We start from the raw sequence: 12,738 nt of genomic DNA, 5'->3' as shown, positions 1-12,738 counted from the left end.
CCCCACCCCACCCGGTAGACTCGATCGATCCCCCCAAGCAGATTTTCGAGGTACAGGTATGTCCGAAGCACGTCGCACCGATTTGAGGAACGTCGCCATCGTCGCGCACGTCGACCACGGCAAGACGACGCTCGTCGACGCCATGCTGCGCCAGACCGGGTCATTCGGGTCGCACGAGCACCTCGAAGAGCGTGCGATGGACAGCAACGACCTGGAGCGTGAGAAGGGCATCACGATCCTCGCGAAGAACACCGCGGTCACCTACAAGGGTGTGCACGCGACCGACGGTCCGGTGACGATCAACGTGATCGACACCCCGGGCCACGCCGACTTCGGCGGCGAGGTGGAGCGCGGACTGTCGATGGTGGATGGCGTGGTGTTGCTGGTCGACGCGAGCGAGGGGCCGCTGCCGCAGACGCGCTTCGTGCTGCGCAAGGCACTCGAATCCAAGCTCCCCGTCATCCTGCTGGTGAACAAGACCGACCGGCCGGATGCCCGTATCGACGAGGTCGTCGAGGAGAGTCACGACCTGCTGCTGGCGCTCGCGAGCGACCTGCACGACGACATGCCCGACCTCGACGTCGACGCGCTGCTCGACCTCCCCGTCGTCTACGCGTCGGGTCGTAACGGCGCCGCGTCGTGGAACAAGCCCGCGAACGGCACCCTGCCCGACAACGGCGACCTCGAGCCGCTGTTCGACGCGATCCTCAAGCACGTTCCGGCGCCGACGTACGACGACGAGGCTCCGCTGCAGGCGTGGGTCACGAACCTCGACGCGAGCAACTTCCTCGGCCGAATCGCGCTGTTGCGCGTGTTCTCGGGCACGATCAAGAAGGGTCAGACGGTCGCCTGGGTGCGTCACGACGGATCCCACACGACGGCGCGCATCACCGAACTGCTGCTGACCCGCGCGCTCGAGCGGTACCCGGCGGAGAGCGCCACGGCGGGCGACATCGTCGCGATCGCCGGATTCCCCGACATCACGATCGGCGAGACGATCGCCGACCCCGACGACATCCGACCGCTTCCCGCGATCACGGTCGACGACCCGGCGATCTCGATGACCATCGGCACCAATACGAGCCCGCTCGTCGGCAAGGTGAAGGGCCACAAGCTCACCAGCCGCATGGTGAAAGACCGCCTCGACCGCGAACTGATCGGCAACGTGTCGCTCAAGGTCGTCGACATCGGCCAGCCGGATGCCTGGGAGGTGCAGGGCCGCGGCGAGCTGGCCCTCGCGATCCTCGTCGAGAACATGCGCCGCGAAGGCTTCGAGCTCACCGTCGGCAAGCCGCAGGTGGTCACCAAGACCGTCGACGGCAAGCTGCACGAGCCGTTCGAGCACCTCACGATCGACGCCCCGGAAGAGCACCTCGGCGCGATCACCCAGCTGCTCGCCGCCCGCAAGGGCCGCATGGATTCGATGACCAACCACGGCACCGGGTGGGTGCGCATGGAGTTCATCGTGCCCTCGCGTGGGCTCATCGGCTTCCGCACCGAGTTCCTCACGATCACCCGCGGAACCGGCATCGCGAACGCGATCTCGCACGGCTACGAGCCGTGGGCGGGTGCGATCACGACGCGCGTGAACGGCTCGATCGTCGCCGACCGGTCGGGCACCGTCACGCCGTTCGCGATGGTTGCCCTTCAGGAGCGCATGTCGTTCTTCGTGGAGCCGACACAGGAGGTCTACGAGGGCATGGTCATCGGCGAGAACTCGCGCGCCGACGACATGGATGTGAACATCACGAAAGAGAAGCAGCTCACCAACATCCGCTCCTCGACCTCCGACAACTTCGAGAAGCTCACCCCGACCCGCAAGCTCACCCTCGAGGAGTGCCTCGAGTTCGCCCGCGAAGACGAGTGCGTGGAGGTGACGCCCGAGGTGGTGCGCATCCGCAAGGTCGAGCTGGATGCCACGGCGCGTGCGCGCAGCCTGTCACGGTCGAAGAAGCAGGCCTAGCAACGCGTCAACCTTCCTCGGGCTTCGATACGTCGTTGTGATACGGGGTCACGCTACGATCCCGGGTATCGAGGCGAGGAGCATTCCCATGCTGAAGAAGACGTTGCGTCCCTGGTTTCTCGCGGTCGGGGTAGTCCCGCTCGCGCTCACGCTCACCGGTTGCTTCGGCATCCCGGGTCTGCCGAGCGCGCCGAACGGTTCCGACGGTGGCACCGACGGCGTCGACGATGAGCTCGTCGAAGACATCGTCGAGGGCGGTGTCGACGGCGACGTCGACTTCGAGTCGGGTTCGTTGCCCGCCGACTTCCCGGTCGACGACATCCCGCTCGTGCCCGGCGAGATCGGACCGAGCATGTCGATCTCGGGAGGCACGGCGTGGACGGTCACCGTCTTCACCGCCGACGAGGCGACCGCAGCATCGGCTGGCCAGCTGCTCGAAGACGCCGGTTTCGTCAACGAAGCCGTCTTCTGGGAGAACGAAGAGTACCTCGTCGTCATCGTCGCGTCTGATCAGGACGACCAAGGCAGATGGTACGTGTACTACCAAGTGCAGGTGCAGCAGTGACCACGAGAAGGCCGAAGGTCGCGGCGGTCGGGCTCGGCGCCCTCCTGCTGGTCGGCCTACCGACGGTGACGGCGTGCTCGATGATCGAAGGAATCGTCGAGCAACAGACCGGCGGCGACGTCGACCTCGGCGGCAACACCGTGCCCGAGGACTTCCCGTCGGAGGTGCCGCTGGCCGAGGGAGACGTCGTCAACGGTTCCCAGATCACCGGGGGTGGTGGTGAGACGGTGTGGAACGTGCTGATGAACGTCTCCGATCCGTCGGCGCCCGACTCGATCGCGGCGCAGCTCGAGGGCGCGGGATTCACCTCGGCGGGCACGGGCGGGGTCACCGACAGCGGCGGAACGATCACCTACGTGAAGGATGACCTCGTGGTGAACGTGCTGCTCGGCAAGACCGGCTCAGGGTGGACCGCGAACTACACGGTCGCCAGGGCTTCGGGCTGAACGCCGTGGCCGCCCGGGCATTCACGCTCGTGCTCGCGTTCGCCGCCGGCGCGGGGATGGGCTTCGTGCTCACCTTCACGCACCGCCAGTACATCGTCGATCTGGCGGGGATTCCGGTGCCGCTGGGACTCATCGGCGGCCTCGCCGTCGTCGCGGCACTGCTGACCGGCATGCGGCTCGCCTTCGGCGAGCGCATCGCACCGCTGGCCGCGGCGGCCGGCGTCATCCTCGGGTCGGCGATTCTGGCGCTGCCCGGTAGCAGCGGCTCGCTCTTCGTTCCCGACGACCCCGTGGGGTACGGGTGGGCGGTCGGCCCGACTGCGCTCGCCATCCTCATCATCGGCTGGCCGCAGCCGAAGAGGAGCCGCACGTCCACGGCGAGCATGCCAGCCTCCGGGTAAGGGTGCCCTAACCAGCCGCCACCGGCGAGTGTTCGTAGACTGAAGCAGTGACGTACGTGATCGCCCTTCCGTGCGTGGATGTCAAAGACCGCGCCTGCATCGACGAGTGCCCCGTCGACTGCATTTACGAGGGCGACCGGATGCTCTACATCCAGCCCGACGAATGCGTCGACTGCGGTGCCTGCGAGCCGGTATGCCCGGTCGAGGCGATCTACTACGAAGACGACCTGCCCGACAAGTGGAGCGACTACTACACGGCCAACGTCGAATTCTTCGCCGAGGTCGGTTCGCCGGGCGGCGCGGCGAAGGTCGGCGTCATCCCGGGCGATCATCCGGTCGTCGCCGCACTGCCGCCCCAAGCGCACTGAAGCCGTGCCACTCGAGCTGCCCGACTTCCCCTGGAATTCGCTGCTTCCCTTCCGGGAGACGGCTGTCGCGCATCCCGACGGGATCGTCGACCTCGCGATCGGTTCCCCGGTCGACCCGGTGCCGCCGCTGATCCGTGACGCACTCGCGGCCGCCGTCGACAGCCCGGGCTACCCGCAGACGCAGGGCAGCCCCGAGGTGCGCGCGGCGATCGTCGGCTGGTATGCCCGGCGCGGCGTCGAGATCGACGCGGCCAATTGCATCCCCACTATCGGGTCGAAGGAGTTCATCGCGACCCTCCCGACACTGCTTGGGCTAGGCCCGGGGGACATCGTCGTCTTTCCCACCGCCGCCTACCCGACCTACGACGTCGGTGCCCGGATCGCCGGTGCCGACGTGCTGAGGTCCGACGACCCCGACGAGTGGCCGCAGAACACGCGACTCGCCTGGCTCAACAGTCCGGGCAACCCCGACGGGCGCGTCCACGGTCACGAGTTCCTGCGCCGCGCGGTGGTGCGCGCGCGCGAGCTCGGCGCCGTCGTCGCGAACGACGAGTGCTACACCGAGCTCAACTGGGAGGGTGACGAGCCGACCCCGTCGATCCTCGACCCCGAGGTCACCCAGGGTTCCCGCCGGCTGACCCTCGCGGTGCACTCGCTGTCGAAGCGGTCCAACCTGGCGGGCTACCGGGCGGGGTTCGTCGCGGGGTGCAGCGATCTCATCGGCGAGATCCTGGAGGCGCGCAAACACGCCGGCCTCATCCCCCCGGCCCCCGTGCAGCATGCGATGGCCGTCGCGCTCGGTGACGACTCGCACGTGCGGGTGCAGAAGTCGTTGTACGCCGCCCGGCGCTCGCAACTCGCCGACGCCCTCCGGGGGGCGGGCTTCCGCATCGACGAAAGCCGCGCGGGCCTGTACCTCTGGGCGACTCGCGGCGAGGACTGCTGGGCGACCGTGGCCGATCTTGCCCGCCTCGGCATCCTCGTCACGCCGGGCTCGTTCTATGGCGACGCGGGGCGCGAGCATGTGCGGATCTCGCTGACGGCGACCGACGAGCGCACCGCCGCGGGAGCGGCGCGATTGGCGTCTTCCTCCAACGGATAGCACCCATCCTTGGTGGTCTCCGGGATGCCCTCGCGGGGCCCCTAGGCTGTAAGGGTGAGCGAAACCGATGGGCCCGACACGGCCACGTTCTCGTACGGCGGCACGACCACTGAGTTCCCGATCGTCCGCGCCGTCGACGGCCGCGACAGCGTCGATGTCTCGACATTCATGAAATCGACGGGGCTCTCGGCTCTCGATCAAGGCTTCGTGAACACCGCCTCGACGAAGAGCGCGATCACCTACATCGACGGCGATGCCGGCATCCTGCGCTATCGCGGGTATGCGATCGAAGACCTCGCCCGCAACTCGACCTACCTCGAGACGGCGTGGCTGCTCATCTACGGTGAACTGCCGACGCCGGGCGAACTCGCCGAGTTCGAAGACCGCATCCGCCGGCACACGCTGTTGCACGAAGATCTCAAGACGTTCTTCTCGGCGTTGCCGCATACCGCCCACCCGATGTCGGTCCTGTCGTCGGCGGTGTCGGCCCTGTCGACGTATTACGAAGACTCGCTCGACCCGCACAACTCCGAGATGGTCGAGATGAACACCGTGCGGCTGCTGGCGAAGCTGCCCGTGATCGCCGCCTACGCCCACAAGAAGTCGCTGGGTCAGGCGTTCCTCTACCCCGACAACTCGCTGTCGTTCGTCGAGAACTTCCTGAAGCTCAACTTCGGCAACATGGCCGAGCCCTACGAGATCAACCCGGTGCTGGTGAACGCGCTCGAGCGGCTGCTCATCCTGCACGAAGACCACGAGCAGAACGCGTCGACCTCGACGGTGCGGCTCGTCGGATCGACCGAGGCGAACATCTTCGCGTCCATCTCGGCCGGCATCAACGCCCTCTACGGCCCGCTGCACGGCGGGGCGAACGAGGCCGTGCTCAGCATGCTGCACCAGATCCACGAGTCGGGCGAGAGCGTGCAGAAGTTCGTCGAGCGGGTGAAGAACAAAGAAGACGGGGTGAAGCTCATGGGCTTCGGTCACCGCGTCTACAAGAACTTCGACCCGCGCGCGAAGCTGGTCAAGGAGAGTGCCGACGAGGTGCTCGCCGACCTCGGCGTGAACGATCCGCTCCTCGACATCGCCAAGCAGCTCGAAGAGGCGGCGCTCGCCGACGACTACTTCGTCGAACGCAAGCTGTACCCGAACGTCGACTTCTACACCGGCGTCATCTACAAGGCGATGGGCTTTCCGGCCCGCACCTTCACCGTGTTGTTCGCGATCGGCCGACTGCCCGGCTGGATCGCGCACTGGCGCGAGGCCGCGACCGACCCGGCCACGAAGATCGGTCGCCCGCAACAGCTCTACGTCGGCCCCGCCGCGCGGGACTGGCCGACCGGGCGCTGACGACCGCTTCCGCTTCGCTGAGTTGCACGAGCGCCCGGATTCCGTGTCAGTGACTTCGCCCGCGACGACGGTGCTCCAGATCGCCGAAAGTGCCTCGGCGAGGAGTTCGCGGCGGGGCGCTCACCCGCCGACGTCGTCGACAACGAGAAGCACCGCGAAACCCGGCTGCGAGGGATCTGTCCGCGGGTCGCCCGCTGGGGATGGGAGATTGCTCCCGCGCCGCGGAAGACGACCGCCCGTGCAACTCACGGCAGCGGAAGGTGACACCCGTCGTCGCAGCTCGGCTTGCCAAGGCAGACGCTCCCGACCTGCGTACTGGGACGTTGTAGGACGGTGGGACGACGTGTTCGTGCAATTGCTCGATGAGCACGGAGACCGCGTCGCGTCGCCCGAGTTCGACCCCGCGTCGCGCATCTGACGCCCGACGACCTGCTGTGCCTCTACCAGAACATGGTCGTGGTGCGTCGGTTGGATGTCGAGGCCACGGCCCTGCAGCGGCAGGGGGAGCTGGCGCTGTGGCCGCCGCTCCAGGGGCAGGAGGCGGCGCAGATCGGATCCGGTCGGGCGCTCCGAGCGGATGACTTCGTGTTCTCCAGTTACCGCGAGCACGCTGTCGCCTATACGCGCGGCGCGGCGCGGCGCTGATCGACCTGGTGCGGGTGTGGCGTGACCGCGTCAGAGTGGAACCCGTTCTCGATCAACATGGCGACGCCGCAGATCGCCGGGCTCGGTGCCGAGGTCGCCGCGACCATCACCGAACGCTGCTTCACCTACCTTGAGGCGGCTCCGGTGCGGGTGACCGGCCACGACATCGTCTACCCCGGCAAAGCTCGAGAAGCACTATGTGCCCGACCTCGACCGCATTCTCGACGCGGTCGACCGCGTTCTCGGGCGCGGGCCTACGACCACACGCCGGTGGATCGCCGATGACGCTGCGCGAGTTCCGGTTGCCCGATCTGGGCGAAGGGCTCACCGAGTCCGACATCGTCGCCTGGCGCATCGCGGAAGGCGACAGCGTCGAACTCAACCGGACAATCGGCGAGGTCGAGACCGTGAAGGCCCTGGTCGAACTGCCGTCGCCCTACTCCGGCGTCGTGGCCGCCGTGCATGCCGACGCCGGCCAGACGGTGAACGTCGGCGACCCGCTCGTGAGGTTCGCCGTGACCCCGGACGCCGGGGCGCCCGCGTGGGTCGAGGATGACGCGCCCGAGCCCAACCTCGTCGGCTATGGGTCGCGGCCCGAGCACGCCGGTCATCCGGTGCGGCGCGCCCGGCATGCGGTGCCTCCCGCTGCGGCATCGCCTTGCGTCAGGTAATGACGCTCAGCCTGTCGTTCGACCACCGCGTCGTGGACGGCGCGCAGGGGTCACGGTTCCTCGCCGACCTCTGGGCGATCCTGGAGCGCGCCGACGTCGCCGAGCTGTCAGGCTCCGCCGCTACTGGTTGATGCCGGCCAGCGACCCGGTGGTCTGACCGTTCGGGTCGCCGATGGTGCACAGCAGTTCGCGGTCGTTGTTGCTGACCCAACTGGCTTGCGTGGGAACGTAGCCGCTCGTGCCGTAGATCGAGTCGGCGTACGGGATGCCGACGAACTGGGTGAACGCGTCGCCCTGGCAGAAGGCGTCGAGTTCGTCGAAGAGCGCCTGGTCGCCCGGAAACTCCGTCGCGGTGGAGTCGCTGCGGGCGAAGACCTCGGAGTCGTGAGGTTCGGAGCAGTCGACGGTCGGCACCGAGGTCACCTCGTCGGGCGAACTGAGGTCGTTGAGGCAGTCGCCGACGGCGAGAGTGAAGACGTCGGCCTCGCCTTCCGGCACTCCGCTGACGACGGACTCGAGGAGACTGCAGCCGGCCAGCGCGGCGGCGGCGACCGTGAGGGCGAACGCGCTGAGGATGCGGCGCGGAAGGCGACGGGTCGAGTTCACGGCGCCAGCATAGCGAGTCAGGCGACCGCGACGTGCCGCAGGACTTCGTCGTGCAGGATCCCGTTCGTCGCCAGCACCGAGAGGGTGTCGAGGGCCTCAGCCCCGTCGGCATCGGTGATGCGTCCTCCGGCCTCCCGCACGATCGGAACGAGCGCCGCGATGTCCCACGGCTTGACGTCGAACTCGCCCGCGATGTCGATGGCGCCCTCGGCGAGCAGCATGTACGACCAGAGGTCGCCGAAAGCGCGCGCTCGACCCACCTCGCGGGTGAGCGCGACGAGCTGGTCGAGCCGGCCGTACTGGTCCCAGTGCTTGATGCTGTTGTACGACAGGGTCGCCTCGGCGAGATCGGCGATGCCGCTCACGTGCAGCCGGCGCGGTTCACCGCCGTCGTGCTGCAGCCACGCGCCGTGCCCGGTCGCCGCCCACCAGCGCCGGCCGAGAGCGGGTGCGCTCACCACACCGACCTCGGGAACCCCGTCGATCACGAGCGAGATGAGGGCGCCCCAGATCGGCACCCCGCGCACGAAGTTGCTGGTGCCGTCGATGGGGTCGATGATCCACTGCCGGTTCGAGGTGCCGTGGGTACCGAACTCCTCGCCGACGATCGAGTCGTCGGGGCGGGCGTCGGCGAGGTGTTCGCGGATGATGCGCTCGACGCGGGTGTCGGCATCCGTCACCTGGGAGCGGTCGGGCTTGAGTTGCACGTCGAGGTCTTGCGCCCGGTAGCGGTCGATGGCGACGAGGTCGGCTTCGGCGGCGAGCACGAGGGCGACCGCAAGGTCGTCGGCGAGGGTGAAGGTCACCCCTCCAAGCTACCGGCGTCTCGCTCCCCACCGCTCTGAACGAGCGGCGTGGGCCCAGGCGCTATGCGCCTACTCGACGACCGCGCCGCCGGGCCGAACCGTCAGCGTCGTCAGCAGACGTTGCAGCGAGTCGACCCGCGCCGCGGGGAGGCGCCCGTCGACGACGGCGTCGTTGAGTTCGCAGTCGGGCGCGTCGGGCAGATGGGTGCAGCCGCGGGGGCACTCGGCGGCGACGACGGCGAGGTCGGCGAACGACCGCAGGATGTTGTCGGTGTTGACGTGACCGAGGCCAAAGGAGCGCACTCCCGGGGTGTCGATGATCCAGCCACCGGTCGGCACGCGCAACGACACCGTCGATGACGAGGTGTGGCGGCCGCGCCCGGTGACGGCGTTCACGACGCCCACCGCGCGATCGGTGCCGGGGACGAGGGCGTTGACGAGGGTCGACTTGCCGACGCCCGAGTGCCCGACGGCGACGGTGGTGTGCCCGTCGAGCAGCGGGGTGAGTTCGGCGAGCGGCCAGGCGTCTTGCGCCGACCTGATGACCGGGATGTCGAGGGCCTCGAAGTTGCGCAGGAACGGCCCGGGGTCGGCGAGGTCGGTCTTCGTGATCACCATGATGGGGGCGATGCCGGCGTCGTACGCGGCGACCAGGTAGCGGTCGACGAGGCGCGGCCGTGGCTCGGGGTTCGCCGCGGCTACGACGATGAGCAGTTGGTCGGCGTTCGCGACGATGATGCGCTCCACCTCGTCGCTGTCGTCGGCGCTGCGGCGCAGCAGCGTGGTGCGGGGCTGGATGCGCACGATGCGCCCCAGCGAGCCCTCGTCGCCGCTCGAATCGCCCACGACATCCACGCGGTCGCCCGTGACGATTGCCTGCTTGCGCAGCTCTCGGGCGCGCGCCGCGGTCACGACGCGTTCGTCGGGCCCGTTCTCGTCGACGAGCACCGTGTACCGGCCGCGGTCGACCGAGAGCACGCGGGCGTCGATCGCGTCGTCATGCTCGGGTCGGGTTTTCGTGCGTGGCTTGTTCGCTTTGGGGTTGGGGCGCACGCGCACATCCGACTCGTCCCAGGCGTCGAAGCCCTCGTCGTCGTCATCCGGTGGCAGCCAGCTCACGCGCGCATCTGCTCCCACAAGTCGGGGAATTCGGGCAGCGTCTTGGCGGTGGTGGCGATGTCGTCGACGACGATGCCGGGCACGACGAGTCCGAGCAGCGCGCCGGTCGTCGCCATCCGGTGGTCGGCGTAGGTCTGCCAGAATCCGCCGTGCAACGCGGCCGGTTCGAACGCGAGGCCGTCGACGAGTTCCGTCACCCGGCCGCCGAGGCCGCTGATCTCCGCGACGAGGGCGGCGAGGCGGTCGGTCTCGTGCCCGCGGAGGTGACCGATTCCGGTGATGCGGGATGCCGTGGTGGCGAGGGCGGCGAGGGCGGCGAAGGTGGGGGCGAGCTCGCCGCCTTCCGTCAAGTCGAGGTCGGCGCCCGGCCAGGTGCGACCGCCGCGCCACCCGTCGCCCCCGTCGACGGTGAGGCCGTCAGCATCCCGGGTCACGGTGGCGCCGAAATGGGGGAGCAGCGTTGCGAACAGGTCGCCCACCTGGGTCGTCGCCTCGGGCCAGCCGGCGATCGTGACGTGACCGCCCGCTAGAAGTGCTGCGGCGAGGAACGGGCCGGCATTCGACAGGTCGGGCTCGATCGCGACGTCGGCGCCCGTGATCGGGCCGGGCGACACGACCCACGTCGTGGGATCGGGGTTGGACACGGTGACCCCGCGGCGCGCGAGGGCGTCGATCGTCATGTCGATGTGCGGCAGGCTCGGCAGGCGCTCCCCGGCGTGACGCAGCACGAGGCCGTCACGGAACCGCGGTGCGGCGAGCAGCAGTCCCGAGACGAACTGACTCGAGGCAGAGGCGTCGATGGTGACCTCGCCCCCTTCCACGCTCCCGGTGCCGCAGATCGTGAACGGCAGGGCGTCGCGACCGCCATCGTCGACCTCGACACCGAGGAAACGCAGTGCTTCGATCGTCGTGCGCATCGGACGCTTCCGGGCGTGCTCGTCACCGTCGATCGTCACCAGGCCGTCGGCGAGCGCCGCGACCGGCGGCACGAAGCGCATCACGGTTCCGGCAAGCCCGGCGTGGATTTCGACACCGCCGCGCAGTTCGCCGGGAATGACGCGCCAAGCGTCGGGCGACACGTCGATCGTGGCCCCGAGGGCGCGCAGGGCATCCGCCATCAGCTCGGTGTCGCGGGCGACGAGCGGAGCGTGCAGGGTCGACGGACCCGAGGCGAGGGCAGCGAGCACGAGCTCGCGATTGGTGAGACTCTTCGACCCGGGGATGACGAGGTGCGCGTTGAGCGGCGCGGTCGCGACGGGGGCGGGCCAGCCTTCGGAATAGGTCGCGACATCCATCGGTTGTCTAGGGTATGCCCACTGCCGTCCTCGAACGTCCCGTTCAGCACGCGGAACTAGACTCGACGGCGATGAGCGACACCCCTCCGGTGCAGCCGGCCCCCGAACTCCGGCGCCTCTTCGAAGAGCAGGCGCTGGTCTTCATGGACCAGCTCTACGCGGCCGCCCTGCGCATGACCCGCAACCCGGCGGATGCCGGCGACCTCGTGCAGGAGACCTACGTGAAGGCGTACGCCGCCTTCGCGTCGTTCACCCAGGGCACCAACCTCAAGGCGTGGCTGTACCGCATCCTCACCAACACCTTCATCAACAGCTATCGCAAGAACCAGCGCGGCCCCTACCAGGGCACCATCGACGACCTTGAGGACTGGCAGCTCGGCGGCGCCGAGTCGCTCACTCAGGGTCGCTCGACGCGGTCGGCGGAAGCCGAGGCGATCGACCACCTGCCCGACAGTGACGTCAAGGCAGCTCTGCAGTCGATCCCCGAAGACTTCCGCCTCGCCGTCTACCTCGCCGACGTCGAAGGATTCTCCTACCAGGAGATCGCCGACATCATGAAGACCCCCACCGGAACCGTGATGAGTCGCCTGCACCGTGGCCGTCGACTCCTGCGCGACCTGCTCGCCGACTATGCCCGCGAGCGCGGCATCGCCGTTCCGGCTCCCACCACCAGGAGCAGCACATGACCGACTGCGGATGCGACAAGGCCAAGGCCGAACTCGAAGAGTATCTGCATCGCGAACTGTCGGCAGAAGACTTCCGCGACATCACCGATCACCTCGAGAACTGCGAAGACTGCAGCCACGAGCACCTGGTCGGGGTGACCCTCACCCTCAAGATGCAGAAGGCGTGCCAGGAGAAGGCGCCCGAAGAGCTACGCGCCGCCATCCTCGCGAAGTTGCTCTGACGGCCTCGATCGTCAGTGCGCGGAGGTGCCGCTTAGCGCCACCCGGATGGTGCCGAGCTGTTCGCGGAGGCGCTTTGCGTCGGCGGCGCTGAGGTCGGCGAGGGCGCGCCGCTCGACCTCGGCGATCGGTTCGGCAAGTTCGTTGAGGATCTTCAGGCCCGCCTCGCTGAGGAACACCAGCACCTGCCGCTTCATCTGCGGGTCGCGCACGCGGCGGATGAGGTTGCGTTCTTCGAGTGAGGCCAGGTGCTGCGCCATCGTCTGGATGCGCACGAACGAGTTGCGTGCGAGCTGGGTGCTCGTGATACCCGGATGCCGGGCGAGCACCGTGAGTGACGTGTACTGCAACGCGGTGAGGCCGTAGCCGCCGACGGCTTCATCGATCTGCGCCCGGATCGCCAACTCCACCTGCTTGATCAGGTACAGCACGGTCGAATGCCGGTCGTCGCCGAGTAACGGCGCGGCTCTGCGCTCGCTCATCGACATCCCCTTCC

17 protein-coding genes and 1 pseudogene are annotated in these 12,738 nt (G+C 68.5%); 13 read left to right on the top strand and 5 right to left on the bottom strand.

Going from position 1 to position 12,738, the window contains the following annotated elements:
• Positions 1-58 precede the first annotated feature (58 nt).
• From typA to WBL06_RS15165, 11 genes and pseudogenes are all read left to right on the top strand, one after another.
• Complete coding sequence (gene typA, locus WBL06_RS15215) at positions 59-1,963, top strand: translational GTPase TypA (RefSeq protein ID WP_424457478.1); 1,905 nt, start codon at positions 59-61, stop codon at positions 1,961-1,963.
• 88 nt (positions 1,964-2,051) lie between these two features.
• The gene (locus tag WBL06_RS15210; RefSeq protein WP_424457476.1) at positions 2,052-2,528 is read left to right on the top strand and encodes a hypothetical protein; all 477 of its coding nucleotides are present in this window, start codon (positions 2,052-2,054) and stop codon (positions 2,526-2,528) included.
• Positions 2,525-2,974, top strand: a complete 450-nt coding sequence (locus WBL06_RS15205) for a hypothetical protein (RefSeq protein ID WP_424457475.1) — start codon at positions 2,525-2,527, stop codon at positions 2,972-2,974. Before WBL06_RS15210 ends, WBL06_RS15205 begins: the two co-directional genes overlap by 4 nt.
• A complete protein-coding gene (locus WBL06_RS15200; RefSeq protein ID WP_424457473.1) occupies positions 2,935-3,375 on the top strand; it encodes a hypothetical protein in 441 nt (146 codons plus the stop codon). Before WBL06_RS15205 ends, WBL06_RS15200 begins: the two co-directional genes overlap by 40 nt.
• Positions 3,376-3,422: 47 nt before the next feature.
• Entirely contained in the window at positions 3,423-3,743 is a 321-nt protein-coding gene (fdxA, locus tag WBL06_RS15195) for a ferredoxin (protein WP_424457471.1), read from the top strand.
• A 4-nt stretch (positions 3,744-3,747) separates the two neighbouring features.
• Positions 3,748-4,845 (top strand): succinyldiaminopimelate transaminase, encoded by a 1,098-nt coding sequence (gene dapC / locus WBL06_RS15190; RefSeq protein WP_424457469.1) that lies wholly within the window; start codon positions 3,748-3,750, stop codon positions 4,843-4,845.
• A 54-nt stretch (positions 4,846-4,899) separates the two neighbouring features.
• Positions 4,900-6,195, top strand: a complete 1,296-nt coding sequence (locus tag WBL06_RS15185; RefSeq protein ID WP_424457467.1) for a citrate synthase — start codon at positions 4,900-4,902, stop codon at positions 6,193-6,195.
• Between the two features lie 456 nt (positions 6,196-6,651).
• Positions 6,652-6,840 carry a thiamine pyrophosphate-dependent enzyme gene (locus tag WBL06_RS15180; protein ID WP_424457465.1) on the top strand — a complete coding sequence of 63 codons (189 nt, stop codon included), beginning with the start codon at positions 6,652-6,654 and terminating at the stop codon, positions 6,838-6,840.
• Positions 6,841-6,909: 69 nt separating this feature from the next.
• Positions 6,910-7,090 (top strand): annotated as a pseudogene (locus WBL06_RS15175) (transketolase C-terminal domain-containing protein); the annotation flags it as partial.
• Positions 7,091-7,121: 31 nt separating this feature from the next.
• Positions 7,122-7,511: a biotin/lipoyl-containing protein gene (locus WBL06_RS15170; protein ID WP_424457463.1), complete on the top strand. Its 390-nt coding sequence runs from the start codon at positions 7,122-7,124 to the stop codon at positions 7,509-7,511.
• Positions 7,511-7,642 carry a 2-oxo acid dehydrogenase subunit E2 gene (locus WBL06_RS15165; protein WP_424457461.1) on the top strand — a complete coding sequence of 44 codons (132 nt, stop codon included), beginning with the start codon at positions 7,511-7,513 and terminating at the stop codon, positions 7,640-7,642. Before WBL06_RS15170 ends, WBL06_RS15165 begins: the two co-directional genes overlap by 1 nt.
• Here WBL06_RS15165 and WBL06_RS15160 read toward each other — a convergent pair.
• From WBL06_RS15160 to aroA, 4 genes are all read right to left on the bottom strand, one after another.
• The gene (locus WBL06_RS15160) at positions 7,632-8,117 is read right to left on the bottom strand and encodes a septum formation family protein (RefSeq protein ID WP_424457459.1); all 486 of its coding nucleotides are present in this window, start codon (positions 8,115-8,117) and stop codon (positions 7,632-7,634) included. The two genes, WBL06_RS15165 and WBL06_RS15160, sit on opposite strands and share 11 nt — an antisense overlap.
• A 17-nt stretch (positions 8,118-8,134) precedes the next feature.
• Positions 8,135-8,923: an inositol monophosphatase family protein gene (locus WBL06_RS15155; RefSeq protein ID WP_424457457.1), complete on the bottom strand. Its 789-nt coding sequence runs from the start codon at positions 8,921-8,923 to the stop codon at positions 8,135-8,137.
• Positions 8,924-8,992: 69 nt separating this feature from the next.
• Positions 8,993-10,042, bottom strand: a complete 1,050-nt coding sequence (gene rsgA, locus WBL06_RS15150) for a ribosome small subunit-dependent GTPase A (RefSeq protein WP_424457455.1) — start codon at positions 10,040-10,042, stop codon at positions 8,993-8,995.
• A complete protein-coding gene (aroA, locus tag WBL06_RS15145; protein ID WP_424457454.1) occupies positions 10,039-11,337 on the bottom strand; it encodes a 3-phosphoshikimate 1-carboxyvinyltransferase in 1,299 nt (432 codons plus the stop codon). The genes rsgA and aroA overlap by 4 nt, the downstream gene beginning before the upstream one ends.
• Positions 11,338-11,408: 71 nt before the next feature.
• On the opposite strand from aroA, the gene WBL06_RS15140 reads away from it, so the two are divergent.
• Together WBL06_RS15140 and WBL06_RS15135 are read left to right on the top strand one after the other, a co-directional pair.
• Complete coding sequence (locus WBL06_RS15140; RefSeq protein WP_424457452.1) at positions 11,409-12,023, top strand: sigma-70 family RNA polymerase sigma factor; 615 nt, start codon at positions 11,409-11,411, stop codon at positions 12,021-12,023.
• Entirely contained in the window at positions 12,020-12,244 is a 225-nt protein-coding gene (locus tag WBL06_RS15135; RefSeq protein WP_424457451.1) for a zf-HC2 domain-containing protein, read from the top strand. The genes WBL06_RS15140 and WBL06_RS15135 overlap by 4 nt, the downstream gene beginning before the upstream one ends.
• A 12-nt stretch (positions 12,245-12,256) precedes the next feature.
• Here WBL06_RS15135 and WBL06_RS15130 read toward each other — a convergent pair whose 3' ends face one another.
• Positions 12,257-12,724 carry a MarR family winged helix-turn-helix transcriptional regulator gene (locus WBL06_RS15130; RefSeq protein ID WP_424457449.1) on the bottom strand — a complete coding sequence of 156 codons (468 nt, stop codon included), beginning with the start codon at positions 12,722-12,724 and terminating at the stop codon, positions 12,257-12,259.
• Positions 12,725-12,738 lie beyond the last annotated feature (14 nt).

The sequence above is a fragment of the Pseudolysinimonas sp. genome (assembly GCF_049651805.1).
In the GTDB taxonomy this organism is placed as follows: Bacteria; Actinomycetota; Actinomycetes; order Actinomycetales; family Microbacteriaceae; genus Pseudolysinimonas_A.
This window is presented reverse-complemented; position numbering and strand designations above follow the sequence as displayed.

Excerpts from the sequence above, each read along its gene's own strand:
- aroA (WP_424457454.1), bottom strand. The coding sequence starts at position 11,337 with ATGGATGTCGCGACCTATTCCGAAGGCTGGCCCGCCCCCGTCGCGACC.
- WBL06_RS15210 (WP_424457476.1), top strand. The coding sequence starts at position 2,052 with ATGCTGAAGAAGACGTTGCGTCCCTGGTTTCTCGCGGTCGGGGTAGTC.
- WBL06_RS15170 (WP_424457463.1), top strand. The coding sequence starts at position 7,122 with ATGACGCTGCGCGAGTTCCGGTTGCCCGATCTGGGCGAAGGGCTCACC.
- WBL06_RS15140 (WP_424457452.1), top strand. The coding sequence starts at position 11,409 with ATGAGCGACACCCCTCCGGTGCAGCCGGCCCCCGAACTCCGGCGCCTC.
- WBL06_RS15135 (WP_424457451.1), top strand. The coding sequence starts at position 12,020 with ATGACCGACTGCGGATGCGACAAGGCCAAGGCCGAACTCGAAGAGTAT.
- WBL06_RS15165 (WP_424457461.1), top strand. The coding sequence starts at position 7,511 with ATGACGCTCAGCCTGTCGTTCGACCACCGCGTCGTGGACGGCGCGCAG.
- typA (WP_424457478.1), top strand. The coding sequence starts at position 59 with ATGTCCGAAGCACGTCGCACCGATTTGAGGAACGTCGCCATCGTCGCG.
- WBL06_RS15130 (WP_424457449.1), bottom strand. The coding sequence starts at position 12,724 with ATGAGCGAGCGCAGAGCCGCGCCGTTACTCGGCGACGACCGGCATTCG.